The following is a 26,661-nucleotide window of genomic DNA, read 5'->3' on the forward strand; positions in this document are numbered from 1 at the left end:
CAAAAAGAAAAGCCGATGAAATCATCGGCTTTCTTTCTTATAACAAATCGGCAATTGTAACGGCAGCCAGCTTTTCCTGTACCGTCTTGCTGATATCAGAGAACACACGCTGTACTTTGCAGCAGGTGTTTTCCGGCCGTGTGCAGTCACCGCTTTCCAAACAGCGACTGAACACATATTTTCCCTCTACAAGCTCCAAAATATCGCGCAGTGTGATGTCTTCGGGAGAACGATTCAGTTCATAGCCGCCCTGTGTGCCTTTGAACGAACGCACCATCCCGCCGCTCACAAGATTTCTTAAGATTTTGAGTGCAAACCGCAGCGTTACGCCGGTATTCTGCGCAATCGTATTCGCATCACAGCGGCATCCCCACTTTGCCAGATATACAACAATCCGCACGGCATAATCCGATTCCAATGTAATATGCATCCGCACACCCCTTTCCGGTCAAAACTATACTGTATTACTATACATTATAGTCCATTATTCCGGAAAAGTCAAATCTTTTAATCCAAAAAGTCTTTAAGCTTTTTGCTGCGGCTCGGATGACGCAGTTTCCGCAGTGCTTTTGCCTCGATCTGACGGATACGTTCACGAGTGACGTTAAACTCTTTGCCGACCTCTTCGAGTGTGCGAGAACGACCGTCCTCGAGTCCAAAGCGCAGACGAAGCACTTTTTCCTCACGCTCGGTCAATGTCGAAAGCACATTCGACAGCTGCTCTTTGAGCAGGATGTGTGAAGCTGCATCATCCGGTGCAAGCGCCTCATCATCGGGAATAAAGTCACCCAAGTGGCTGTCCTCTTCCTCACCGATCGGTGTTTCGAGCGAAACCGGCTCCTGTGCGACACGCATAATCTCGCGCACTTTGTCGATCGGCATATCGAGCTCTTCTGCGATCTCCTCGGCGCTTGCCTCGTGACCGTTTTTATGCAGAAGCTGGCTCGACACCTTTTTGACTTTGTTGATCGTTTCGACCATATGCACCGGAATACGGATGGTACGCGCCTGATCGGCAATCGCACGAGTGATTGCCTGACGAATCCACCACGTTGCATACGTCGAGAATTTAAAGCCTTTCGTATAGTCGAATTTTTCGACCGCTTTGATAAGGCCCAGGTTTCCCTCCTGAATCAGGTCAAGAAACTGCATACCACGGCCGACATATCGTTTTGCAATGCTGACGACCAGACGCAGGTTTGCTTCGGAAAGGCGTTTTCTTGCGCTGATGTCGCCGTTTGCCATACGGGTTGCAAGGCTGATTTCCTCATCGGTTGTTAAAAGCGGCACGCGGCCGATCTCTTTTAAGTAAACCTTGACCGGGTCATCGATATTCACGCCTTCTGCCTGCAGCTGCATTTCAACAGAATCGGTTTCATTATGATCAAAATCAATCGTTAAGTCGGCGGTAAAGTTCTCGACCACCTCAATATTATTTGCTTTCAGCGACTCGTAGAGCTCCTCCACCTGCTCCATGTCATAGTTCAAGTCCTCGAGTGCGTCTGTAATTTCCTGTGTTGTGACTTTGCCGCTTACCTTGCCATGTTCCAGCAAATCGGCAACGGTGTTTTTCTTTTCTGCCATAAAAGTAGTCTCCTTTTAAAAAACGCGTGGTGATCTATGAAAAAACGGACAAGTCCGTTATTTTTTTGATTTGAGTTTTTGACGGTACTGTTCGATTTCGCTGGCATCCGCCGTTTTGACGGAATCAGCGGAAAGCACCTCGTGAAACGACTTGAGCACCCGGATATAGTCCGCGAGCATTTCCTCCGTCACTGAAAATTCTGAAGAACGTGCCAGAATCCGTGCGACGCCGCTTGTTTCCTCGCTCGAAAGCAGTGTTCCAATCAATGAAAGCGACACATCCCCGCTCTCATCATAAAGCTGTTTCATCGCGGAAAATACACGCTTATGATAGCTTGTGACAAACTGGTCGGGGGAAATTTCCCGCAAAACCCGCTCATAGCCGTCCGGATGACGCAACAAATAGGCGATGATGCCCTCCTCGGCTGCCGCTTCCTTTAAATGCTGCGCACGCTCAGGGTTTAACCGGTCGCGCACGACTTCGCGGTTTGTCTGGATGGCGTCCCACTCTTTTTTTTCACGGGTACGCCGCTTTTTCGAAAGTACTGCGGACAGCTGTGTCATCACCGTTTCCGCCGGAATCCCAGCCTCGCGTGCAACCGTTGCCGCATACACTTCGCGCGAAAGCGGATCGTCAATCTCCGAAAGGATGTAAGCGCATCGTTTGACATATTCGATTTTTCCCATGTCGGTTTTCATATCGACGCGGGACTTGACCTGCGCAAGCTCATAGGCGATCATATCGGACGCATGGTTTAGTAAAATTTCAAACCGTTTGGCGCCGAACGTCTTGATATATTCATCGGGGTCTTTTGCACCCTCCATACGGAGCACCTTCACCGAAAGCCCTGCCGCACCAAGCAGATTGATCGCGCGGTGCGTTGCGGCTTGTCCCGGCCCGTCGGAGTCATAGGCAATCACGACTTCTTCGGCATATTTGCTCATGAGCCTTGCCTGTTCTTCCGTGAGTGCTGTGCCGAGCGTTGCAACGACGTTTTCAAATCCGGCGGCATAGATGGAGATGACATCCATATATCCTTCCGCCAGAATGAGCCTGCCGTTCGTCTTTCCTTTCGCAAAGTTCAGCGAAAACAGATTGCGGCTTTTTTTAAACACCGGCGTGTCATCCGTGTTTAAATATTTGGGCTTACTGTCGTCTAAGACACGTCCGCCGAATCCCACGACGCTTCCTTTTAAATCAATGATCGGGAAAATGACACGGTTTCGGAATTTATCGTACACATGTCCTTTTGACGAACGGGAAACGACTGCCGCATCGAGCATTTCCTCCTGCGTATAGCCTTTGCTGCGCAGAAACTCTCGCAGGCTGTCCCACGAATCAGGCGCAAAGCCAAGTCCGTACGTTGTAATCGTCGCATCGGAAAGCCCGCGGTCTTTTAAATATTCATAGCCGGAGGCACCTGCCGGTGATTTTAAGCACCGGTGAAAAAAGCGTGCAGCTTCGCGGTTTAGGCTGTAAATGCGTGCTTTGTGACGTGCCGCACGGTCGTCGCCATCCTCGGGAACGGCAAGTCCCATCCGTTTGGCAAGATACCGCACCGCTTCCGGATAGTCAAGATGCTCCGCCTCCATCACAAACCGGATGGCATCGCCGCCTTTTCCGCATCCGAAGCAGTAAAACGACTGACTTTCCGGATACACCACAAACGACGGCGTTTTTTCCGAGTGAAACGGACACAATCCCTTTAGGGTACGCCCTGCTTTTTTGATGTCAATATAGGAACGAATCAGATCTTCGATATCGCACTGCGATACAAGCTGTTCGATAAAACTGCGCGGAATCACAATGCATCCCTCCGATCAGCGCGTCCAAAACTTCGGAATAAACAGTTCTTTGTAAAGCTCCACCGCATAATGGTCCGTCATGCCGGCGATATGATCGCACACCGCCTTAGAGAGACCGAACCGCCGGATAATCTGTCCGTAAAAATCGGGGAGTTTTTCCGGATTATCATAAAAATACGTATAAAGCGCTTCCATCACGCCGTGCGCTTTGTCCTCCTGTGCTCTGGCGGCCGGTGTGCGGTACACCTCATCAAACATAAAGTCCTTCAGCCGCAGATGCGCTTTATAAATCTCGGGCGCCATGCGGATCGAATCGGTCGAATGCTCCACGATTGACCGTAGGATCGTTGTAATCCGTTCGCTTTTGGTACGTCCTAAGATGTACAAACAGTCATACGGCAGATCCGTGTCCCGCAGCACACCTGCACGCACTGCATCTTCAATGTCGTGGTTAATATATGCGACTTTATCGCAAATACGCACAATCTGACCTTCCAATGTTTGTGCAGGTGCGGTGTCGTCCGAATGGCAGGCAATGCCGTTTTTCACTTCATACGTCAGATTTAAGCCGCGGCCCTCGTTTTCCAAGAGTTCCACCACACGCACACTCTGCAAATTGTGACGAAACCCGTTTTCACACAGCGTATCGAGCGCCCGTTCTCCGACATGACCAAACGGCGTGTGTCCAAGATCATGCCCGAGTGCAATCGCCTCGGTCAAATCTTCGTTTAACCGAAGCGCACGTGCCGCCGTCCTTGAAATCTGCGAAACTTCAAGCGTATGTGTGAGGCGAGTACGATAATGGTCGCTCGACGGCGCCAAAAACACCTGTGTTTTATGTTTTAACAGCCGAAACGCATTGCTGTGAATGATGCGGTCGCGATCCCGCTGATAAGCGGTACGCAAATCACATGGTGTCACCGGCCGTGTTCTGCCGCGCGTATTTGTGACATGCGCCGCATAAGCAGACAGCGTTTGCCGTTCCATCTGCTCAAATGTTTCGCGAATGGTCATCGTTTCGCCTCTTTTCCGCTAAAAAATAAGTTCCAACTATATAATACAGAAAAAAATCAAAAAATCCTTTTTGAAAAAATAATTTTTTTAAAAAATCATGGCATATCGTCAAAAAACGTGTCAGCCACCACCGGCGACACCTGCCCGTTCGACAGTTCTGTAAGTGCCTTTTCAAACGGCTCATAGCGATCTTTGCGGATGATGAGCGTCAATGTCACATCCTCGGCAAACACGCTGTCCTCCACCCGGATCTGATAATCCGGCAGAAGATAGGTAAGCTTGCCGTAAAATCCGTATTCGCACCGCACCGTCATACGGATACACGGTGCCATATGCATCACATGCGCCGCATCGACGGCAATTTTCGCGCCGTGGGAATACGCGCGCACCAGTCCGCCGGTACCTAACAGAATGCCGCCGAAATAACGCGTGACAACGACACAAACGTCTGTCAGTCCCTCTTTTTGCAGCACATCCAGCGTCGGCACACCGGCAGTTCCCTGCGGCTCACCGTTATCCGAACAACGCGAAATCTGTCCCTCGCGGATGACATAGGCATAGACGTTATGTGTGGCGTTCCAGTGTTCTTTTGAAATTTTGGCTACAAACGCCTGCGCTTCCTCTTCGGTTTTGACCGGCGCAATGTGTCCGATAAAGCGCGATTTTCGTTCCACAAACTCAGCCGTTGCCGCTTCTTTAATGGTTTTATACGATGTCACACGAACCGCCTCCTGTTTTTTCGACCGATTTTTTATCCCGTAACAAACAGAAAGCGATGCAGGATTCTGCATCGCTTATTTTGTGCCGGAGCAAAAGATTACATGCCGAAACGTTTTTTGAATCTGTCGACACGTCCGCCGGTGTCATTGAGTTTCTGACGTCCGGTGAAGAACGGATGACATTTCGAGCATACCTCAACTCTGATGTCTTTTCTTGTAGAACCGGTTTCGATAACCTCTCCGCAAGCACATTTGATTGTAGTCTGTTCGTAATTCGGATGAATTCCCTGTTTCAACTTCTTCACCTCTTTCAAAGCGTTAGTCTTACAATTCAATATAATATCATATCCAAAGCAAAAAAGCAAGCTGTTTTTTTCGGAAAAATCCAACAAATTTGATCTTTTTCAAAGAAGATCAGCCGATATGCGCAGATAAATCCGCTCTGACCGCACGCAAAAGCTCCCGCTGCCGAAGCAATGCATCAACGTCCCGCGGTGCAGACAGCAGAAATTCCACGTTTTGAAGCAGTGCGCTTGGACAGTACGGCAGCGTGCTAAGTGCCTTTTCCAGTTTTTTGTCGCCGGTGAAATACGTTTCATTGACCGCGAAAATCACCTGCACAAAATCCATCACCGTATGCACCAGAATCGGCGCAATAAACATCAGATCCGCCCGGCGAATCGCACTTTCATAGTGGAAGTTCTCAAGCCATGTATCAGCCCTGCCCATAAATTCGCGGATAATCGCCTCTTTGAGCTTTCTCGGATACACGCGCGCCTGCTCGTTATACTGTTTGATGACTCCGTCCGGGTCATATACCGGTTTAATGAAGCTTGCCTCGCACAGATAGATATATGTGTAATATCCGTTTGACGTCCATGTTGCCGGAATGATTGAAAATATTCCGTCTAAACAGTCCTTGACACCTGCATCCATCTTCTCGATCGTGCGCGCCGTTACTTCCACCGGTGTACCCTGATACGTAAAATCCATGCTGCCGCCCCACGGCGTCGCATCAAACGATTCGTCAATCCATGGCGTTGTACCCGCATCCGCAGCCGCCGTGATGATCGCTTTGCGCGCTGCATACGGCTTTGCGCCGTCCGCAAACAGATACAAATCAATATCCGACGACGGATCGGCGACGCCTTTTGCATGCGCACCCGCCAGTGCAATCGCACATCTTCCCGTTGTCGTTTGCTTTAAAATCTCAATAATCGCATCAATTTTTTCCTGCGTTTGCTGATCCATTGGCTCCCTCTTCTTTCTGCGCTGTATGTTCTTCATTCGGCAGCGGCTTTGTTTCATCATACACCGTGAGGCCAAACCAGAATGTACTTCCCTTGCCGAGCGCCGTATCGACACCGAACGGTGCATTGTGTCCGTTCAAAATGGCTTTGACAATCGAAAGACCCAGTCCGGTTCCCATACCCGGACGATCCGTCTTGCGGTACGGTTTATAATACCGATCCCAAATGAGCGGCAGATCTTCCGGACGAATGCCTTTGCCGGTGTCTTTCACAGAAATATACGCAATGCCGTTTTGCACAACAAGCGACGCTGTAATCACTTTCGGCTCACCGATATGGTTGACCGCGTTATTTAAAAGGTTATAAATGACCTGCTCAATCCGCATTTCATCTGCATACACAAAACAGGAATCCGGCGTGTTGCACACAAACGTAAAGCCTTCTGTTTCGGACAAAAGCTGATAGCGCGACAGAATGTCATGCAGCTTTTTCGCACCATCAAACACAGTCTTATTCATCATGACCTGACCGGCCTGCATACGTGAAAGATCAAGCGCATCGCTTGCCAATCGGTTCAAACGGTTCGTTTCGTCGACAATGATATCGAGCTGTTCCTCGCGTTTTTCCTTGTTGTCACCAGTAATGTCCTTAATCATTTCGGCATAGCCGCGGATCATCGTGAGCGGTGTGCGCAAATCATGCGACAGATTGGCAACCAGTTCCCGCTGCAAGCGATTTACTTTGGAAAGCTCGGTCGTCATCCGGTTAAAGTTTTCGCACAGATCGCCGATTTCGTCGTTGTTTTTCACCGGAACCGAAACATCAAGATTCCCGCGCGCAACATCCTGTGCCGCATTCGACAATGTCCGAATCGGTTTTGAAATAAACCGTGCAATCAAAAACGCCGCAATCGTTGCAAGTACCACCAAAATGATCGACAAATATGCAAGCTGATTGCTTGTGACCGTTGCGGCCTCCCGCACCGGTGCCAGCGTTTGATTGACAAGCAGAACATAAGGATCTTCGTCGTATGTGGAATATTTTTGCGTACAGAAAATCAGATACTCCGTTTTGGCCGCCTGATCCCAAACATCCAAAGGTCCTGTAATCTCACCCGCCATTGCACGTCGGACGAGTTCCTGTCCGACACCGCTGTTTCGTTTGTGAATATAACAGTCGTACGGCATGCCCTCGACCTTGATGATCTGTCCGCTTCGCTGGATAATCTGTACACAAAGCCGGTTTTTCGCAACAAGGTCCAAAATACCGTTCTGCGAACCGATATAGCCAAATCGATTGATCTCCTCTGCGATTTGATCGCATACAGCGGAAAACTCCGATTTTTTCATTCCGACATAGTACTGCTCCAAAAACACGACCTGAAGTCCCCAGATGAGCAGCAGTACAGCAATGACCACCGCCATGATGGCGCTCCAGATTTTTAACAGCAGCGAAATGCGAAAATGCTTATTCTTCATCATACCGATAGCCTACACCCCAAACGGTTTTGATCAGCTCGCGGTATTCTCCAAGGTTGTTGCGGAGCATTTTGACGTGTGTATCAACGGTACGGGAATCGCCGTAAAAATCGTATCCCCAGATTTCATCGAGCAGCTGCTCGCGTGTCATTACCGAGCCTTTGTTTTTGATAAAGCACACGAGCAGTTCAAATTCTTTCGGTGTGAGCGAAAGCTTTTTGCCTGCAATCGTCACTTCATACGACATCGGATTGACGACCAAATCTTTATACTGATAGGGTTCTTCGTTTTTCTCCGGCTCGCCGCCGTTTACGCGCTTGAGCACTGCTTTGACGCGTGCAATCAGCTCTTTTGGCGAAAACGGTTTGACGACATAGTCATCCGCGCCCAGTTCAAAGCCGAAAATCTTGTCGTATTCTTCGCCTTTTGCAGTCAGAAGAATCACCGGTACATCCGATTTTTCCCGAATCATGCGCAGTGCTGTAATACCGTCCATAAACGGCATCATAACGTCCATGATAATCAAATCAAACGGACGATCGCCCTCCGTTGCCATCTCGACGGCCTGTTTGCCGTTCGATGCCTCTGCACACGAAAACTCCTCAAATTTCAAATACTGACAAACGATATCCCGGATTCTCGATTCATCATCCACCACTAAAATACGAGCTGCCATAAAAAACCCTCCTGTTTTTTCGATTATTAGACAAAGTCATTATATCATGCACATTTGATGTTTGTGTGATGATTCTGTTTCAAAAAATCACGACTGAACGAGCGCTTTATAAATGTCTGCTTTTTTGTATCCATATTCCTTTGCAAGCCGTTTGGATACTTCTGTCGCCCGTTCGCCGCCTTCCACTAAAGATACACCAAGCGCACAGACTTCCTCAAACGAAAGTGTTTCTTCATTTGCCTGCTCCGGCGCACCGGAAACAACCAGCACAAATTCGCCTTTCGGTGTGCTCTCTGTAAAATGTGCGAGCGCTTCACCCATCGTCATCCGCAGCACCTCTTCGTGAATTTTGGTAAGCTCTCTGCAAACGGAGATCTGCCGATCTTCGCCGAATGCTTCACAAAAATCCGTCAGTGTGGTGAGCAGTTTATGCGGCGCTTCGTAAAAGATCATTGTACGCATTTCATTTTTCAAAGATGCCAGATGCGCCATGCGTGATGTCCGGTTTACCGACAAAAAGCCCTCGAATGTAAATCGTGACGTAATGAGTCCGCTCACAGCAAGCGCTGAAATCACCGCACTCGGTCCCGGCACCACTTCCACGGGAATATTATTTTGTGCACAAAGCCGCACCAAATCTTCACCGGGATCGGAAATGCACGGCATTCCCGCATCCGACACAACGGCACACGTTTCACCCGCCAAAATCCGTCCGATGATCTGTTCGCCTTTTTGCCGCAAATTGTGCTCATAATAGCTGATCATCGGTTTTTTGATTTCAAAATAGTGCAGAAGCTTTCCGGTCACGCGTGTATCCTCTGCGGCAATAAAGTCCACCTCCCGCAGTGTCTGCTGCGCCCGCGGGCTCAAATCGCCAAGGTTTCCGATCGGTGTTCCCACAACATATAATTTTGACAAATTCACTTCGTCCTTTCTCTTATCTCATTCACCTTTTTCAAAACTGCCGCCGTACATCCGGTGCGTTTCCGCGGTATATTCGCCGTTTTCATACACAAAAAAATTCGGCTCAATCCGCAAATGCGGCTTTGCACCCCGCTGTCCCATCAGCAAAAAGAGCCACGGCGCGCTGTCTTTGTCCCGGCACACAAGCCGGAGCCGTTTCGGCTCGATGCCATACTGCCGAAACAGCACCATTGCATCGGAAAGCCGTTCCGGCCGCTGGCAGATGCAAAACCGTCCGCCGAACCGTAAGAGCCGCTTTGCCGTCTTGCAAAGATCTTCAAGCGTGCACATCGTTTCGTGTCTTGCAATCTGTTCGGCAGTTTCCTCGCTCAAAATCCCGCCGCCTGCCGCTTTGTACGGCGGATTGCAGGTAATTAAATCAAACTGCTCGCCTTTGAGTGTTTCTCTGCTTGTAAGATCGGCGCAGACCGGAATGACCGGCATCGCTGTCGACGAATCCCGCACGGACGCTTCAAACTGCATCACACCCTGCTGCTGAATTTCAACGCCGACCACTTCGCGCGGCTGTTTTGTGCGTGCAAGCAGCATCGGAATAATCCCACATCCTGCGCCAAAATCACAGACGCGCTCACCGCGCTTCGGCTTTGCAAAATCGGCAAGCAGAAACGCGTCAATTCCAAACGCATGCGCCGCGCTCGTATATATCGTGATCTCATCACCGATTGTCTCTTTTGACCATTCCGTTTTACTTCTCACGCGTCTGTCTCTCCTGCTTTTTCTCTTCGCGTTTTTTCATCAGCCGGTCATTGAGCCAGATGCCTAATAGTCCCACTGCACCGATTGCCAAAAAGATAAGAATCGACTGCACCCATTGTCCCTGACTCAAGCTCTCGCCCACAAATGTGGACGAAACGATCGACGGAATCCGCGCAACCGTCACGATGATAAAAAACGAAAGCGGCCGAATACGCGTAAGCGGCATAAAATACGTCAGCACATCTTTTGGCGTGCCCGGGATAAAAAACAGCAGAAACACAATCGTTTCAAGCTTTTTCTCGTTGTGCAAAAACGAAAACCGCTCAAACTTTTTGCTGTCGCTGAGCGTGTCCGCAAATGACTTGCCGAGCCACTTAACACCGTAAAAAATGAGAATGGTGCCCGTGAGCATGCCGAGCGTGCAGATCACATATCCCCAAAACGTACCATACAAAAGCCCTGCAATCACCTCGACCGGTTCGCCGGGTATGATCGCCACAACAACCTGAAGCACCTGAATTGCAAACAGAATGCAAACACCCCAGATTCCTTTGCTGTAAATAAAGTCCTGAAATGCTTTTCTGCCCGATTCGTCTTTTAATGAAATGATCCATGGCATCATATAAACCAATAAAACAATCACAAGCACAATCGCAGTGATGCCGATGGTCCATTTAATCATCTTTTGCCGTTTTTCCTTTTGGGAACATTGCTGTTTCACGCCAACGGTTCTCCTTTTCCGCATTGTTTCTTTCAATATAGCATGACTTTTAAAAGATTGCAAATCCAGAATGTAAAAAAACTTGCTTTTTATCGAGAAAAAGAAAAACGAGCCCTAAAAGAGCTCGTTTTTCATGCATCCACTGCATATTATTTTGTAAAGTATTCCACACCGGAACGGAAGATCTTCTGATCTTTTTCGCCGTATACGTTTTTGGAAATATGTTTGCCGACACGTTCGCTGTGTGCCATTTTACCGAGCACACGGCCGTCCGGCGAGGTGATGCCCTCAACTGCCATATAGCTGCCGTTCGGGTTGTACGAGAGATCGTAAGTCGGCTGACCTGCAAGGTCAACATACTGTGTTGCAATCTGACCGTTTGCCTTGAGCTGTTCAAACAGGTTTGCGCTACAGATAAACCGTCCCTCACCATGAGAAATCGGCACGTTGTAGACTTCGCCTACATGTGTGTTATACAGCCACGGTGATTTGGTGGAGCAGATTCTGGTGTTCACCATCATCGACTGGTGACGGCCGATTGTGTTGAAGGTCAGTGTCGGCGATTCTTCTGTGATATCGCGGACCTCACCGTACGGTACAAGACCCAGTTTGATAAGCGCCTGGAAGCCGTTGCAGATACCGAGCATCAGGCCTTTGCGGGTATCAAGCAGTTCCATGACCGCATCTTTGATCTGCGGGTTTCTGAAGAACGAGGTGATGAATTTCGCACTGCCCTCCGGCTCGTCGCCGCCCGAGAAGCCGCCCGGAATCATAATCATCTGCGACTGTGCAATCCGCGAAGCAAATGCGCCCACTGATTCTTCAATCTGTGCGCTGGTGAGGTTTTTGATCACGAAGATCTCTGCTTCTGCACCGGCATTTTCGAATGCACGTGCGGTGTCATATTCGCAGTTGGTTCCCGGGAACACCGGAATCAGCACGCGCGGTTTTGCGAATTTCTCAGGGCTTCTGATAATCTGCTTTTTGGTCAGCAGCGGCACACGGATTGCCGGATAGCTGACAGCCTGCGGTGCCGGCTGTTTTTCCGTGCTCTGATACGGGAACACCGGAGCGAGCACCTGCTCATATTTTTTCTGCAGGTACATCATGTCGACCACTTCTGAACTCGACAGGATGAGGATGTATTTCGAAATCGTCACACCGATGACCGGCAGGTTTTTAACGTCTGCGTGGCTGTCGATTTCCAAGAGGAATCCACCGTAAATCGGGTTGAACATCAGTTTCGGCGAAATCTCTTTGGTCAGTTTTGCGCCGATGCGGTTGCCCATTGCCATTTTTGCAAGTGCTTCGGACAAGCCGCCGTAAGTAAGTGCGGAGCAGGAGTGTACAACGCCCTGTGCGATCAGGTCTTCTACCTGTGTAAACACCTTTTTGACCGAATCAAAGTCCGGCTCGCCGTTTGCACGGTAGGACGGTGTGATGAGCACGAGCGGGTTGCCGCAGCGTTTGAATTCCTGCGAAACGGCACGTTCTGCAGTCGTGAGCGAAACAGCAAACGAGCAGAGTGTCGGCGGAACGTCGATATTCTCAAAGGTACCGCTCATGGAGTCCTTGCCGCCGATGGAGCCGATGCCCAGTTCCACCTGTGCTTTATAAGCACCGAGCAATGCAGCCATCGGTTTACCCCAGCGTTTCGGATCGTTTTGGGTACGCTCAAAATACTCCTGGAATGTGAGCCAGCATTTTTTGTGGCTTCCGCCCACAGCGATTGCTTTTGCAACCGATTCTACAACAGCGTACATTGCGCCGTGATACGGGCTCTGTTCGCTGATATACGGGTTAAATCCCCATGCCATGACAGAACAGGTTTCTGTTTCACCGTTCACCGGGATTTTTGCGACCATGCCCTGTGTCGGTGTGAGCTGGTGCTCGCCGCCGAACGGCATCAGTACGGTGTTCGCACCGATGGTCGAGTCAAAGCGCTCGGAAAGGCCTTTCTGCGAGCAGAGGTTTAAGTCGCAAAGATGCTCGACTACGTCGTCTGCAGTTACTTCACGGTTGTGCACCGGTTTCACGGAAGCGGATGTAATTTCAATATCGGTGTGTTTGGTTGCACCGTTGGAATTTAAGAAGTCACGCGACAAGTCAACAATACGTGCACCGTTCCATTCCATCGTCAGACGGTTTGTATCGGTGACGGTTGCCACATGGGTCGCCTCGATGTTTTCCTCGCCGGCAAGTGCGATGAAGCGGTCTTTGTCCTCTGCACGGACAACGCACGCCATACGCTCCTGCGACTCACTGATTGCAAGTTCAGTGCCATCCAAGCCGTCGTATTTTTTCGGCACGCGGTTTAAGTCAATGTGCAAGCCGTCTGCCAGCTCGCCGATCGCAACAGAAACACCGCCTGCACCGAAGTCATTGCAGCGTTTGATCAGACGGGTAACTTCCGGGTTACGGAACAGACGCTGAATTTTTCTCTCCTCCGGTGCGTTGCCCTTCTGGACCTCTGCACCGCAGGTTTCGAGTGACTCGATGGTGTGCGATTTCGAAGAACCGGTTGCACCGCCGCAGCCGTCGCGTCCGGTCCGTCCGCCGAGCAGGATGACAACATCGCCCGGAGCCGGCACTTCACGCACAACGTTCTCAGCCGGCGCTGCACCCATAACTGCGCCGATTTCCATACGTTTTGCCGCATAGCCGTCGTGATACAGCTCGCTGACCTGTCCGGTTGCCAGACCGATCTGGTTGCCGTAGGAGCTGTAGCCTGCTGCTGCGCCGGTGACGATTTTTTTCTGCGGCAGTTTGCCTTCGATTGTATCCTCAACAGCAACGAGCGGGTTTGCTGCACCGGTCACACGCATTGCCTGATAGACATATGCACGGCCGGACAGCGGATCGCGGATTGCGCCGCCCAAGCAGGTTGCAGCGCCGCCGAACGGTTCGATCTCGGTCGGGTGGTTATGCGTTTCGTTTTTGAACATCAGCAGCCAGTCCTCTGTCTGACCGTTCACGTCCACTTTGATTTTCACAGAACATGCGTTGATCTCTTCAGACTCGTCGAGATCCAACAGTTTGCCTTCGCTCTTTAACTGTTTTGCACCGAACACAGCCAGATCCATCAGGGTTACCGGTTTATCGGTTCTGCCGCGATAGAGCACCTCGCGTGCTTTCAGATAACGCTCGTACGTCTGTTTGATATTTTCGTCGGCAATATAGACATTGTCGATGTTTGTAAGGAAGGTGGTGTGACGGCAGTGATCCGACCAGTAGGTGTCGATCATGCGGATCTCAGTGATTGTCGGGTCACGATGCTCGGTATCTCTAAAGTAGGATTGGCAGAATGCCAGGTCGTCCGAATCCATTGCCAAACCATAGGATTTGACAAAGTTTGAAAGCTCCTCTTCCGAAAAACCGATGAAGCCGTCGAGTGTTTCAACGGTTGTTTTCACTTCATAGTTCTGCGCCAGTGTTTTGGGCATCTCGAGCGAAGCTTCGCGGCTTTCAACCGGGTTAATCAGGTACGCTTTGATTGTGTCGATCTCCTCTGCTGTCAGTTCGCCGGTGAGAATATACACCCGTGCGTTGCGAACCGTGGGACGATCGCCCTGCACAAGCAGCTGAATACACTGTGCACACGAATCGGCACGCTGGTCAAACTGTCCCGGCAGATATTCGATGGCAAACACGTGCTCGTTTTCTGCACATGCGGGAAGATCAAAAAAGACATGATCCACACTGGGCTCAGAAAAAACGGTCGGTTGTGCTTTTCTGAACACTTCCTCCGATACACCCTCGACATCGTAACGGTTAATCAGCCGCACCGACTCAAGCGCCGTCATCTGCAAAGACGTGCGAACATCCGAAAGGATGCTTTTTGCCTCCACGGCGAACGGCGCTTTTTTCTCCACATAAATTCTGTAAACTGACATGCTGGTTTTCCTCTCCTGTCTATAAAGTTCACATTTCTTCCGGCAAGGCACCGGAAACGATCTCTCCGCTGCATCCCTCGCTGTCGCAGGACACAAGACGCACCGGAAGAATTTCTCCGCAGATATCCCGATCACTTGCCGCAGTCACCCGCGTATAGTTTTCGGTATATCCGGTATACAACCCGTCAGGCTGTCTGGTTTCAAACAGCACCGACTGGACAGTCAAAAGTTGGGACTGCAAAAATGCAGCATGAAGCGCATCGGTTCGCTTGATCATCTCGCGGCTTCGCGCTTCTTTGACGGATTTTGGAAGATGTCCGTCCATTTTTTCGGCACGCGTACCTTCTCTGATCGAGTAGGCAAACACATGAACGCGTGCAAACCCGATTTTTTCGGCAAACGAAACGGATTCCAAAAAATCTTCCTCTGTTTCGCCTGCAAATCCCACCATAATGTCGGTAGTGATCGCGGCGTTATCAAACCGCGCACGAATCCGCTCAACAAGTGCTTCATATTCTGCTGCCGTATAGTGGCGGTTCATCCGCTTTAAGGTGCGGTCGCAGCCGCTTTGCAGCGAAAGGTGAAACTGCGGACAGAATTTTTTCTGCCTTGCCATGCGGTCAAGGTCATCGTCCGTCAAAAGCTCCGGTTCAAGCGAGCCCAAACGCACCCGCTCAATTCCATCCACCGAGCAAGCCGCTTCCACCGCTTCGGCAAGTCGGAAAGCACCGGTTTCCTTTCCATAGGAGCTTAAATTGATGCCGACAAGCACCACTTCTTTATATCCGTTTTGTGCGAGAACGGAAAGTTCTGTTTTAATCTCTTCAATCGGTTTCGAGCGAATCGGACCGCGTGCTTTGGGGATAATGCAGTAGCTGCAATATCGGTCACAGCCATCTTCAATTTTGACAAACGCACGCGTGTGCTCTGCAAAAAAGTCAGCCTGCATCGGCTCAAACGGTTCGCCCGGTGTGTGCGGTGAAAGTGTGACGACACGCTGTTTCTCTTCGATTGCTTTGCGCACACTACTTAACAGCCCGCGGCGGTCTTTGGCACCCGCCACGACATCCGCTTCCAGAATCGCGGCTGCTTTTTCGGGGAAGGCCTGCGGAAAACATCCGGTGAGCGCAACCACTGCGTGCGGGCTGCGCCGCTTCGTCTGACGCACCAGCTGCTTTGTCTTTTTGTCGCCGGTCGATGTAACGGTGCAGGAATTGATCACATAAACGTCCGCTTCTTCCTCAAACGGCACGATCGTAAATCCCTGTGATGCAAAATACTGCGAAAGCACTTGCGTTTCGTATTGATTGACTTTGCAGCCAAACGTATAAAATGATGCCTTCATCTGTTCCCCCGTGAGTCATTTCTTATGCAATTTATGGAAAATCGCTCGATATTCGCATGTTGTTTAATACAATTATAAAGGATTTTCATGAAGTTTACAATTAGCAGTTGACGAAAAAGAGTTGACCTGTTATATTTGAATTATAGTGAAAAACTATAAAACAACTTTAGGAGGTTTCCATATGAAAACAGTCATGATCCGCTTAAACACTATCAACGATGTCAAAGAATTTGTAAACACCGTCTGCAAATGTGATTACGATGTCGATTTAATCTCCGGCAGATATGCTGTTGATGCTAAATCCATCATGGGTATTTTCAGCCTCGACATTTCCAAACCGATCAAACTCGATGCACATACCGACAACGCAGACGCGTTCTTTGCTGATATCAAAAAATTCATTGTTGAATAAGAAGTGACTCTAAGCACGAAAACGCACCGGAATACCGGTGCGTTTTTTCTTTTGATTTTTTGCGCACATCAGACCTATGACAAAAAAATAAAACTGCCGCAAAGCACTTGCAGCAGTCTTTTCGTAAGATTATTCTGTAAAACCGTTGTCGATCAGACGAACCAGGCTGTCAACAGCCAGCTGCTCATCAACACCGTCCGCAATGATGCGAATGTCCGTGCCGCCGACAATGCCGAGCGACAATACACCAAGAAGGCTCTTCGCGTTCACGCGGCGCTCATCTTTTTCCACCCAGATCGACGATTTAAACTCATTTGCTTTCTGAATAAAGAAAGTGGCCGGACGTGCATGCAATCCTACCTGATTTTGAACTTTTACCTCACTTACGTACATCTCAAGCGCTCCTCTTCATCATAAATCTAATTAAAATATAGTATAAATCAAAGTGTGCGATCTTATTATAACATAATCATTGTGCTCGTCAACGCATCCGAAAAAAATTCCGAACCGTTTTTTTCGATTTTCTGCTTTTTCGCCATTTCGCCCCGTTTTTAGATTTCCCCCGATTGTGCAACTCTTACACAATTTTTTCAACGCAAGAAGCAGAATGCACAGGAATTTATTTTCTATTTCCCAAATAATTCCGGATGCTTCTGCATGAGTTTTTGTTCTTCTTTGGTAAGGGAATACTTCTCATACAAATCGGGACGCTTTTCGCTCGTGCGCACAAGCTGTTTTGCACGCCGCCAGTCGGCAATATTCTTGTGGTGTCCGGACAAAAGCACTTCCGGAACGGGTTTATCATGCCAGATTTCCGGGCGGGTATACTGCGGATACTCGAGTAATCCGGAAAAATGACTTTCCTCTTCATAGCATATGCTGTCTGCCAATACGCCGTCACACATCCGCGCAACCGCATCCGTTAAAACGAGCGCAGGCAGCTCACCGCCGGTCAGAACGTAATCACCGATTGACACTTCCTCATCGACGATTTCTTCAAGCACGCGCTCATCCACGCCCTCATAATGGCCGCACAGCAAAAACAGATGCTCCATCTTCGCATATTCGACACACCGCTGCTGTGTGAGCACCCGGCCCTGCGGAGAAAGATAGATCACGTGCGGTTTTTTCGGCAGTTCGGCACACACCGCCTCATAGCAGCGGAAAATCGGGTCAGCCTGCATCACCATGCCTTTTCCGCCGCCATAGCCGTAGTCATCCACACGGCCGTGTTTATCGGTCGTATAGCTGCGGATATTGTGGCAGTGCAGTTCGATCAATCCTGCGCGGCGTGCACGTCCAATGATGCTCTCGTTGAGCACTGTCTCGCACATTTCGGGAAACAGTGTGGCAATATCAATCCTCATCGTCAAAAAGCCCTTTCATCGGACGAATTTTCATCACGCCCGCGTCGATATCGGTATCAATGATGACCTGACGGATCGCCGGAATCAGCGTCACTTTCTTGTCCTTCTCGATGTGATAGACATCGTTTGCACCCGTCTGACTGACATCGGAAAGCGTGCCGTATTCGATCGTTTCATCATCTGCGTCAATCACACGCAGACCGATCAGATCCTGCACAAAATAGGTACGGTCATCGAGCTTTACATCTTCACGCGCCACATACAAAATACGTCCGCGCAGTGCATTTGCCTGCTCGACGGTGTTGGCGCACGAAAGCTTCAATACGACAATATTTTTGTTCAAACGGCCTTTTTCCACGTTGACCTTTTCGTTTCCTGCGTCAAAATACATCGTTTCAAACGACAGCAGAAACGACGGCGAATCACTCCACGGCTGGACACGCACTTCGCCTTTCAATCCGCTGGTTGAAACGATTTTTCCAATTTCCAAAAACGCTTTTTTCATGCCGGGTTCCTCCGTATTCTTTTCTTTGATACGCAAAACGGGAAGCAAACGCTTCCCGTTTTTTCGTATCAGTCAATTTCGACTGCAACTTTTTCTTCTGTGCGCGATGCACCTGCGCGCATCACCACACGGATTGCTTTTGCAATCCGGCCCTGTTTGCCGATCACACGGCCCATATCGTCTGGTGCGACATGAAGATGATATACGGTGACGCCTTCCTCATTCGGCTCGTCAACCGTCACATTCACAGCGTCCTTATCATTGACAAGGCCTTTTGCGATGGATTCCAACAACTCTTTCATATTGCCCTCCGTGATTCCTTTGCGTTTTGCAAAACGGATGTCTGATTACAGAGCGCCGTTGTCTTTGAGCAATTTTTTCACAGTGTCGGTCGGCTGAGCACCGTTTTTGATCCACTCTTTTGCTTTGTCTGCGTCAACTTTTACAACAGACGGATTTTTGGTCGGATCATAGTAGCCGATCTCTTCGATGAAACGACCGTCTCTCGGATATCTCGAGTCAGCCACAACGATGCGATAAAACGGTGCTTTTTTTGCGCCCATACGGCGAAGTCTGATTTTTACTGCCATTTGAAAAGTCCTCCTGAAAAAAATAGATTACATATTGTATTAAAATATATAGATTCAACCCACTGTAAGCGGGAGAATATCAAAAATTTACTGCATTGGGAAATTCGGCATCCGCATCCGGCGACCTTTTTTTCCTTTCATATTGCCGCTCATCATCTTCATCATCTTCTGCATCTGCTCAAACTGCTTCAGCAGGCGGTTGACGTCCTCGACCTTACGGCCGCTGCCGGCTGCAATACGGCGTTTCCGGCTCGGATTGATGATTGACGGTTTTTCGCGTTCTTCCTTTGTCATTGAGGTGATCATCGCCTCGATATACACAAGCTGACGGTCATCGATATCCATATCTTTGATTTTCGCACCGACGCCCGGGATCATCGATAACAGCTGCTTCATCGAACCCATGTTGCGGATCTGATGCATCTGATCCAAGAGATCATTCATATCGAAGCTGTTCTGCTTCATTTTCTGAAGCATCTCATCTGCTTTTTTATCGTCAAGCGCTGTCTGCGCTTTTTCAATCAGTGTGAGCACATCGCCCATACCGAGAATACGGGATGCCATACGTTCCGGATGGAACGGCTCGATCTCGTCGAGTTTCTCACCCATACCGACGAATTTGATCGGCTTTCCGGTCACTGCCAGAACAGAAAGTGCCGCACCGCCGCGGGTGTCGCCATCGAGCTTTGTCAAAAGCACCGAGTCGATGTCCAGTGCATTGTGGAACGATTCTGCCACATTGACGGCATCCTGACCGGTCATTGCATCGACCACCAGCATGATTTCCTGCGGTGAAACGGCTGCTTTGATGCGTTTTAACTCATCCATCAGCGTTTCGTCAATATGCAGACGGCCTGCGGTATCGATAATCACAATGTCATTGCCATAGTCTTTTGCGTGGCGGATGGCCGCCTGTGCAATTTTCACCGGATCGCCCTGCCCCATCTCAAACACGGGTGCGCCAACCTGCGATCCAACCACCTTGAGCTGATCGATTGCCGCCGGACGATAGACGTCACACGCGACAAGCAGCGGACGGTGATTCTGCTTCATAAAATATTTTGCAAGCTTTGCCGCATGCGTCGTTTTACCGGCGCCCTGCAAGCCGCACATCATCATAATAGTCGGCGGATTGGAAGCAAAGCGAATCCGCTGATTCTCATTTCCCATCAGCCGGCAAAGCTCGTCGTTTACGATTTTGACGACCTGCTGTGCAGGTGTAAGGCTTTCCATAACCTCTGCACCGACGGCACGTTCGCTCACCGATTTGACAAAATCGCGCACGACTTTATAGCTGACGTCTGCTTCGAGCAGTGCCATTTTGACTTCGCGCATCGCTTCTTTGATGTCCTGTTCGGTCAGTTTGCCTTTGGACCGCAGCTTTTTAAACGCCGCAGACAATTTATCGGACAACGATTCAAATGCCAAATCTGTTCCTCTCCTTACTTATGCGTTTTTCTCAACATAGCGTTCGATCACACGCTTGATCTGATCGATATTATCGGAAACCGCCCGCGAGTGATGCACCGCATCATTTTCCCGTGCAATCCGGTCGACAACATAGCCGATTTCCTGAAATGCTTTGAGCGTTTCGATGTACTGATCGAACATATGAAGCTTTTCCTCAAGCTCAAACAAATAGACCTCGCCGCGCTTAATCGAGTCGCGCACACCCTGGCGTGTGATTTCCTGATGCTCGGCAATCTCCGAAAGCGAGAGATCCTGATTATAATAAAGGTCGATGGCGTCGCGCTGTTTTTGTGTCAGCATATTGCCGTAAAAATCGAGCAAAACCGCAACGTTTAAATTCTTACTCATCAACCCACATCCTTTTTTGCGGCTTGTAAAGCAATTAAGCTTTACAAGTGGATATTATACCGAAAAAGAAGAGCCGTGTCAAGCCTTATTTTCCGCGGTTTCTAAACTTTTTTCGCGTCTTGGCGCCAAAAATTCGCCCGGCTGTTTGACTGCAATCAAAAACTTGGTTTTGATCCCCTGTGCGGTATACATTTCCTCATGTTCCGTACGGTAATTCGGCGAAAAGCCGCTCGTGTGCAAATCATAAGTCAGATACCGGATGGTGAATCCCATCTGCTCAAAATAACCGATCGAATGTTTAAACAGCAGATCATCGTCCGTTTTAAACCAGATTTCGCCGCCGTCTTTTAAAAAGGCGCGGTATTTCTCAAGCTGGCGCGGATGTGTCAGCCGTTTTTTGTGCTGGGACGGCTTAAACCACGGATTACAGAAATTGATGTAGATCCGCTCTGCCTGATCGGCCGGTGCATCCGAAAAATCCATGTCAATCCGTGTAATCTCCATACTCGCAAGCAGAATATTATCCACTGGACGCTCTGCCTGTGCATACGCTGCTTCGATTGTACGCCGCGCAACACCCAGCATATCGCTGATTAAATCAATCCCGATAAAGTTTACCTGTGGGTTTTCAACGCCCGCCTGCGCCAAAAAGCGGCCTTTTCCGCATCCCAACTCCACATGAAGCGGCTGTTTTTTTGAAAATACCGTGTCCCATTTTCCTTTATATTCCTGCGGTTCTTTCACATAATACGGACAAGCCGCAAGCTCCGGCCGCGCCCATTTCTTCGCACGCATCCGCATCAATCGTCACATCCTTTTTCCCATTCTTCCAGCGTTTTATCATATCATGCGAGGTGCCAAAAAGCAACCGTTTCCCATTTGATTCCTGCGAATTTCTTGACACTGTGCCGTGCGCGCCGTATAATACAAATGAGTATCTAACAGAAAGCGGTGAACATATGCCGGCAGGTAACCAGACACTGTTAAAGCAGAACAATCAGCGTGCGATTGCCAAATATATCATTGAACACGGGCCGATTTCCAGAGCCGATCTTTCCAAAAAGCTCTCCATCAGCAAGCCCACCGTCTCCGCAAACATCACTGCACTGATCGAACGGGATCTGTTGATGGAAATCGGCTTTTCCGAAAGCGAAATCGGCAAAAAACCGATGCTTGTGGATTTTAATAAAAATGTACGGTATGTGCTGGTACTCGATTTTATCAGCTACATCACACGCGGCAGAATTCCGGTTGCTGTCTGCAATTTATATTGTGAACCGATTTTTATTGACTTCATTTCTCTTCCGCCCGATTTTTCCGGTGCATGGATTGACAGCGAAGTCCCGCGGCAAATTGACGCACTGTGCAAAGCACACCACATTCCGCATGAACAAATCGGAAAGCTCGTCATCACAGCACCGACTTCCTGCTACGATGAACAGCATATTCCGTTTGAATGCCGCAACGGCGATAAAATCAATCTGGCAGATGTGTTTCACGAGCAATTTGCCGGAAAAATCGCTGTCAAGAACGATATTGACTTAGCCGCGCTCGGCGAAAAGCATTTCGGTGTCGGAAAACACGTGGATAACCTCTTATTTGCATGGATCGGACTCGCAATCGGCGGCGGTCTGATTTTAAACGGCAATTTATACGAAGGACATGCGCATTCCGGTGGTGAGCTTGCCTATTCCATCGTCTATAACGACTGGCTTCACCGTTATGACGAATTGCAGAACATCACCTCACTGGAGGGTATTCGCCGTTATATCGCCGCCCATCCCGAAGAAGCGGCCGCCTCAGTGCTTGCACCGCACTTTAAAAATGATACCTTCTATCTTGATATGATGATCGAAGCTGCTGCAAACGGCGATATCTTCTGTATTCAGTTTGCAAAAGATACCGCACGCGTCGTTGCTCGCGTGATTGCAAATCTTGCATACACACTGAATCTGCAAATGGTGATTATCGGCGGTGAATACACCGGCTTCGGCAGTATTCTCACCGATACGGTCATGCACTGTCTGGCACAGATTCCGTTGCCGCCGCCTGCTGTCACCATTCCGTTTTACACAAACTCTGCGATGTACGGTGCGTTCCGCTTTGGTGCCGACAGCATTTTAAAAACACTCATTTAATACAAAAGACCACCGATTGGTGGTCTTTTTCTTATTCTGCATTTGTGAGCAATGCGGATACCTCGTCCAATTTTGCAAACGCCTCTTTCATCGCCTCGTCACCGGGTGCAAGGGAATCGACAAACGATTGATTGAACGTCGACGGACTCAATTCACCGATTGCTTTTTCGTAAATTTCAATACCGGCGGTTGCCTTTGCGGCACTTTCCGCAAGCAGGGTCTGCACCTGTTCATATTCGCTCGGTGCCTTGAGTTGTGACAGAGATGCATACGCCTGTTTCATTGCCGCAAGATCGTCAAGCACCTTTTTCTTTGTTTCATCAGTGATGGAAGAAAACATGGCATCCAAATCGGCGGAAAACGGTTCGGTGGCATCGGAAATCGCTGTCATTGCTGTGCGTACCGACTGTAAATATTCTGTATTTTTTTGTTCACTGCTTGTACATCCCACCAGCAAAAAAGCGGCAATCACACAAAGCAGTGCGCATAATTTTCGTTTCATGAAAAATCCTCCCGCATGCATGTTTGCATTCTACAGTTTAACACAATGCTGCTTCATTTGCAATAAAAGAAAAAACACGGAATCGTAAACGATTCCGTGTTTTTGTGTGAACGTTCAATCAGAAGCCCAATACTTTTGTAAACGAAGCTTTCATCTCTTCGATTGCAGCCAGTGCACCCTCTTTGGTTGCGCTGATTGCAGTGTAGTATGCTTTGATTTTCGGCTCTGTGCCGGACGGACGAAGCACAATGCTGTTGCCGTTTGCCAGTGTAAACGACAAAACGTCCGATTTCGGCAGTTCAATGACAGTTTCTGCGCCGGATGTCATATCAACTGTTTTGCTTGCCAAATAGTCGCTGAAGCTGACAACAGCCTGACCTGCGATCTCTTTCGGTGTATCGGTGCGCAGCGAAGTCATGATGGCTTTCATCTGCTCCATACCGGCAGCGCCTTCACAAGTGAAGCTCTGCTGACGGTGGATGTAGTTGCCGTATCTCTCATAGATGCTGTTGAGTGCGTCGAGGATCGAAACGCCTTTGAGTTTGTAGCTTGCAGCCATTTCGCAGATGAGCATCGAAGCGACAACTGCGTCTTTATCTCTTGCATAAGTACCAGCCAGATAGCCGTAGCTCTCCTCAAAGCCGAACAGATAACGCTCGGTTTCACCTTTCTGCTCAAGATACAGAATCTGCTCGCCGATGAATTTGAAGCCGGTCAGCACGTCGATGACTTTTACACCGTAATCTGCTGCGATTTTTGCTGCGAGCTCGGTGGTAACGATCGTTTTGACTGCGATCGGATCTTTCGGCATAGTGCCTTTTTCGGTGCGCTGTTTGCAGATGTATTCCATCAGCAGTGCGCCCACCTCGTTGCCGGTGATGAGCACATATTCGCCGTTTTTGTCCGGAACAGCGATGCCAACACGGTCACAGTCCGGGTCGGTTGCAAGCAGCAGGTCCGGTTTGACCTCTTTGCACAGGTCAAGACCAAGTGCAAGTGCTTCCGGAATCTCCGGATTCGGGAACGGGCAGGTTTTGAATGTGCCGTCCGGCAGCTCCTGCTCTTTGACGACGGTTACATCTTTGATACCGCGCATTGCAAGAATTCTGCGAACCGGAATGTTGCCTGTACCGTTGAGCGGTGTGTATACCACTTTCAGGTTTGCTTTTTCGCAAGCTTCCAGATCGAGCGCCTGTGCTTTGACGTTCTCCAAGAATTTCTCTTCCACTTCCGGTTTGATATACTCGATGCTGCCGTCTTCGATTGCTGCATCAAAATCAACCAGTTTCACGCCGTGGAACAGGTCAACCTTCTCGATCAGGCTTAAAACACGGTCAGCTGCTTCAAGTGTCAGCTGGCAGCCATCCGGGCCGTATGCTTTGTAGCCGTTGTATTTTGCCGGGTTGTGCGAAGCGGTTACCATAACGCCCGCATCACAGCCAAGCTCACGAACGGCAAACGACAAGCACGGTGTCGGCATCAACTGCGGATAGATGTATGCTTTGATTCCGTTTGCTGCAAATACGCGCGCGGTCTCTTTTGCAAACTTATCCGATTTGATGCGGCTGTCGTAGCTGATTGCAACGCTCGGCGACTCAACTGCTTCGTTCAAATAATCCGCAAGACCTTGGGTTGCTTTGCGAACGGTATAGATGTTCATGCGGTTTGTACCCGCGCCAATCACACCGCGCAAACCACCGGTGCCAAATTCAAGTTCACGATAAAAACGGTCTTTGATCGCATCGGTATCGCCGGCAATCGCTGCCAGCTCTTCGCTCAAATCTGCGTCTTCCAGTTCGGTTTTGCTCCACAGTTGATACAATTCCATTTCCTTCATGACAGTTTCCTCTTTCCATTGCAAAATTTCCTTGTCCCAAGGAACCTTTTTATTAAAGCGGTCACCCGCTATAATACAATTATACCACAAGATAGCTCTCGATTTCCAGTTCTTCAAGCACCGGAAGCAGCGTTTGCACATCTTTTTGCAAAATAACCGGCATCAGTTCACCTGACAGCGTTGCATCCGCTTTCATCTGACGAAGCATTTCTTTTGCAATCGTCAAATCATCTGCCTCTGTGCCAAATTTCTGCGAAAGCACGCTTCTTTGCTGCGCAATCGAATCAAGACTTACTTCCGGTGCATTTTTCTCATAGCCGATTGCACGCAGATCGACAAGTCCTGCATTTTCACTCAGTGCAGTCTGCTCTGCCATATCCACCCAGTTATATACCGGTACATCACCGGCAGCAGCCTGCATTTCATCGAGTGTTTGACCGAGAATCACAGTCCGTGCCGGTTCGGTCAAAATGGTATTCATATTCCGCGTATTGCGCGTCGGGAAGTTCACATCACTGACAGCAATCTGCTCAAATCCTTTTGCTGCCGCATCGGCTGCAAGCTGGCTCAAGTACAGTCTTGCTTTCTCCATATAGGGGTTAAGCCATGCTTTTCCGCCCAGCTCCACAGAGGAATCAAGCCAGTTTGTCGTGAGCTGATTTGCATAGGCAAAGGAGTTTTCGTTGCGTACATGCGCCGCTTTTGGGTCTCTGAGTCCCGTGATATGCGCCGCCGGCGTAAGTCCTGCTTTTTTGATCTCTGCACACAGCGCCTGTGCGTCAAATGCATCCGCACGCACTGTATTCAACCGGATTGCTTCCGCAGCATCCGACTGATACCAGACATCGCCGTTTTCATCTTTTAATGTGACAAACACAGTCGTATATCCCTGTGCTTTCAGTTCATTCAGATAATCTGTGAGCGCTGTACCGGTCAAAGATGCCTTGTCCGGTGTCATCACAACACCGCGCACTGCTGTCTGCTCCGGTTCTTCGCTCGATTCAGGCAAGGATTCCTCCGGTGTACTCTCGCTCGGAACACTCGACTGCGTGCTTTCTAAAGACTGCTCGGGTTTTGCAGAAAGCCATCCGCCGATCGCCTTGCTCACCATATATCCAAACCCAACCAGCAGCACCAAAAGCAGCACGAATAACACGCCGCGCGCCACACGTCCCGGTAATTTGGAATGCGTCTTCTTATAAATTCGCTTTGTTCGCACAACTTTTCTTGGTCTTGCCATAACAATCTCCTTAAAAAACAAACATCCTGATGGGAAACTCCAGATATTCTTTGTTTTATGCAGTCAAAAACAAAAATATGCCTGTC

General features: G+C 49.3%; 27 protein-coding genes. 2 read left to right on the plus strand and 25 right to left on the minus strand.

Annotated elements, in window-relative coordinates:
* Nucleotides 1-37: 37 nt before the first annotated feature.
* From H6A12_RS02395 to mtaB, 14 genes are all read right to left on the minus strand, one after another.
* On the minus strand, nt 38-430 hold the full coding sequence (locus H6A12_RS02395) for an RrF2 family transcriptional regulator (protein WP_204444392.1): 393 nt from the start codon (nt 428-430) through the stop codon (nt 38-40).
* A gap of 77 nt (nt 431-507) precedes the next feature.
* A complete protein-coding gene (gene rpoD, locus H6A12_RS02400; RefSeq protein WP_204444394.1) occupies nt 508-1,584 on the minus strand; it encodes an RNA polymerase sigma factor RpoD in 1,077 nt (358 codons plus the stop codon).
* Between the two features lie 57 nt (nt 1,585-1,641).
* Nucleotides 1,642-3,390 (minus strand): DNA primase, encoded by a 1,749-nt coding sequence (gene dnaG, locus H6A12_RS02405; protein WP_204444396.1) that lies wholly within the window; start codon nt 3,388-3,390, stop codon nt 1,642-1,644.
* A gap of 15 nt (nt 3,391-3,405) precedes the next feature.
* Nucleotides 3,406-4,404: a deoxyguanosinetriphosphate triphosphohydrolase gene (locus H6A12_RS02410; RefSeq protein WP_204444398.1), complete on the minus strand. Its 999-nt coding sequence runs from the start codon at nt 4,402-4,404 to the stop codon at nt 3,406-3,408.
* Between the two features lie 95 nt (nt 4,405-4,499).
* The gene (locus H6A12_RS02415; protein ID WP_345941215.1) at nt 4,500-5,123 is read right to left on the minus strand and encodes a YigZ family protein; all 624 of its coding nucleotides are present in this window, start codon (nt 5,121-5,123) and stop codon (nt 4,500-4,502) included.
* 98 nt (nt 5,124-5,221) lie between these two features.
* Nucleotides 5,222-5,419, minus strand: coding sequence for a 50S ribosomal protein L31 (gene rpmE, locus H6A12_RS02420; RefSeq protein WP_204444402.1), 198 nt, complete (start codon nt 5,417-5,419; stop codon nt 5,222-5,224).
* Nucleotides 5,420-5,537: 118 nt separating this feature from the next.
* Nucleotides 5,538-6,374, minus strand: a complete 837-nt coding sequence (locus H6A12_RS02425) for a nucleotidyltransferase domain-containing protein (protein WP_204444405.1) — start codon at nt 6,372-6,374, stop codon at nt 5,538-5,540.
* Nucleotides 6,346-7,854: a sensor histidine kinase gene (locus H6A12_RS02430; protein WP_204444407.1), complete on the minus strand. Its 1,509-nt coding sequence runs from the start codon at nt 7,852-7,854 to the stop codon at nt 6,346-6,348. The genes H6A12_RS02425 and H6A12_RS02430 overlap by 29 nt, the downstream gene beginning before the upstream one ends.
* Nucleotides 7,841-8,527, minus strand: a complete 687-nt coding sequence (locus H6A12_RS02435) for a response regulator transcription factor (protein WP_204444410.1) — start codon at nt 8,525-8,527, stop codon at nt 7,841-7,843. Before H6A12_RS02435 ends, H6A12_RS02430 begins: the two co-directional genes overlap by 14 nt.
* A gap of 87 nt (nt 8,528-8,614) precedes the next feature.
* Nucleotides 8,615-9,445 (minus strand): 16S rRNA (cytidine(1402)-2'-O)-methyltransferase, encoded by an 831-nt coding sequence (gene rsmI, locus H6A12_RS02440; RefSeq protein ID WP_204444412.1) that lies wholly within the window; start codon nt 9,443-9,445, stop codon nt 8,615-8,617.
* 24 nt (nt 9,446-9,469) lie between these two features.
* Nucleotides 9,470-10,207, minus strand: a complete 738-nt coding sequence (locus tag H6A12_RS02445) for a methyltransferase (RefSeq protein WP_204444414.1) — start codon at nt 10,205-10,207, stop codon at nt 9,470-9,472.
* Nucleotides 10,197-10,928: a VTT domain-containing protein gene (locus H6A12_RS02450; protein ID WP_204444416.1), complete on the minus strand. Its 732-nt coding sequence runs from the start codon at nt 10,926-10,928 to the stop codon at nt 10,197-10,199. Before H6A12_RS02450 ends, H6A12_RS02445 begins: the two co-directional genes overlap by 11 nt.
* Nucleotides 10,929-11,077: 149 nt before the next feature.
* The gene (locus H6A12_RS02455) at nt 11,078-14,821 is read right to left on the minus strand and encodes a phosphoribosylformylglycinamidine synthase (protein WP_204444419.1); all 3,744 of its coding nucleotides are present in this window, start codon (nt 14,819-14,821) and stop codon (nt 11,078-11,080) included.
* A 28-nt stretch (nt 14,822-14,849) separates the two neighbouring features.
* Nucleotides 14,850-16,166, minus strand: a complete 1,317-nt coding sequence (gene mtaB / locus H6A12_RS02460; protein ID WP_204444421.1) for a tRNA (N(6)-L-threonylcarbamoyladenosine(37)-C(2))-methylthiotransferase MtaB — start codon at nt 16,164-16,166, stop codon at nt 14,850-14,852.
* 181 nt (nt 16,167-16,347) lie between these two features.
* Here mtaB and H6A12_RS02465 point away from each other — a divergent pair, with 181 nt between their 5' ends.
* Nucleotides 16,348-16,578 (plus strand): HPr family phosphocarrier protein, encoded by a 231-nt coding sequence (locus H6A12_RS02465; protein WP_204444423.1) that lies wholly within the window; start codon nt 16,348-16,350, stop codon nt 16,576-16,578.
* Between the two features lie 129 nt (nt 16,579-16,707).
* On the opposite strand, the gene H6A12_RS02470 is transcribed toward H6A12_RS02465, so the two are convergent.
* The 8 genes from H6A12_RS02470 to trmB form a co-directional block, all read right to left on the minus strand.
* On the minus strand, nt 16,708-16,971 hold the full coding sequence (locus H6A12_RS02470) for an HPr family phosphocarrier protein (RefSeq protein ID WP_204444425.1): 264 nt from the start codon (nt 16,969-16,971) through the stop codon (nt 16,708-16,710).
* Between the two features lie 233 nt (nt 16,972-17,204).
* On the minus strand, nt 17,205-17,945 hold the full coding sequence (gene trmD, locus H6A12_RS02475) for a tRNA (guanosine(37)-N1)-methyltransferase TrmD (RefSeq protein WP_204444427.1): 741 nt from the start codon (nt 17,943-17,945) through the stop codon (nt 17,205-17,207).
* On the minus strand, nt 17,935-18,450 hold the full coding sequence (gene rimM, locus H6A12_RS02480) for a ribosome maturation factor RimM (protein WP_204444429.1): 516 nt from the start codon (nt 18,448-18,450) through the stop codon (nt 17,935-17,937). The genes trmD and rimM overlap by 11 nt, the downstream gene beginning before the upstream one ends.
* A gap of 68 nt (nt 18,451-18,518) precedes the next feature.
* Complete coding sequence (locus tag H6A12_RS02485) at nt 18,519-18,752, minus strand: KH domain-containing protein (RefSeq protein WP_204444431.1); 234 nt, start codon at nt 18,750-18,752, stop codon at nt 18,519-18,521.
* 45 nt (nt 18,753-18,797) lie between these two features.
* Entirely contained in the window at nt 18,798-19,040 is a 243-nt protein-coding gene (rpsP, locus tag H6A12_RS02490; RefSeq protein ID WP_204444434.1) for a 30S ribosomal protein S16, read from the minus strand.
* Between the two features lie 87 nt (nt 19,041-19,127).
* Nucleotides 19,128-20,468 carry a signal recognition particle protein gene (ffh, locus tag H6A12_RS02495; protein WP_204444436.1) on the minus strand — a complete coding sequence of 447 codons (1,341 nt, stop codon included), beginning with the start codon at nt 20,466-20,468 and terminating at the stop codon, nt 19,128-19,130.
* An 18-nt stretch (nt 20,469-20,486) separates the two neighbouring features.
* Nucleotides 20,487-20,858: a YlxM family DNA-binding protein gene (gene ylxM / locus H6A12_RS02500; protein ID WP_204444438.1), complete on the minus strand. Its 372-nt coding sequence runs from the start codon at nt 20,856-20,858 to the stop codon at nt 20,487-20,489.
* A gap of 78 nt (nt 20,859-20,936) precedes the next feature.
* Nucleotides 20,937-21,659, minus strand: a complete 723-nt coding sequence (trmB, locus tag H6A12_RS02505; RefSeq protein ID WP_204444440.1) for a tRNA (guanosine(46)-N7)-methyltransferase TrmB — start codon at nt 21,657-21,659, stop codon at nt 20,937-20,939.
* A 158-nt stretch (nt 21,660-21,817) separates the two neighbouring features.
* Between trmB and H6A12_RS02510 the strand changes: the two genes are divergently transcribed.
* On the plus strand, nt 21,818-22,996 hold the full coding sequence (locus tag H6A12_RS02510; RefSeq protein ID WP_204444442.1) for an ROK family transcriptional regulator: 1,179 nt from the start codon (nt 21,818-21,820) through the stop codon (nt 22,994-22,996).
* A 31-nt stretch (nt 22,997-23,027) separates the two neighbouring features.
* On the opposite strand, the gene H6A12_RS02515 is transcribed toward H6A12_RS02510, so the two are convergent.
* The 3 genes from H6A12_RS02515 to H6A12_RS02525 all read right to left on the minus strand — a co-directional run bounded on the left by H6A12_RS02515 (nt 23,028) and on the right by H6A12_RS02525 (nt 26,575).
* The gene (locus H6A12_RS02515; protein ID WP_204444444.1) at nt 23,028-23,498 is read right to left on the minus strand and encodes a hypothetical protein; all 471 of its coding nucleotides are present in this window, start codon (nt 23,496-23,498) and stop codon (nt 23,028-23,030) included.
* Between the two features lie 118 nt (nt 23,499-23,616).
* Nucleotides 23,617-25,335, minus strand: a complete 1,719-nt coding sequence (locus H6A12_RS02520; protein ID WP_204444447.1) for a phospho-sugar mutase — start codon at nt 25,333-25,335, stop codon at nt 23,617-23,619.
* Nucleotides 25,336-25,414: 79 nt separating this feature from the next.
* Complete coding sequence (locus H6A12_RS02525) at nt 25,415-26,575, minus strand: putative glycoside hydrolase (RefSeq protein ID WP_204444449.1); 1,161 nt, start codon at nt 26,573-26,575, stop codon at nt 25,415-25,417.
* Nucleotides 26,576-26,661: the final 86 nt, after the last annotated feature.

Origin of the sequence: Merdimmobilis hominis (genome assembly GCF_016901855.1) — a bacterium.
In the GTDB taxonomy this organism is placed as follows: Bacteria; Bacillota; Clostridia; order Oscillospirales; family Ruminococcaceae; genus Paludihabitans.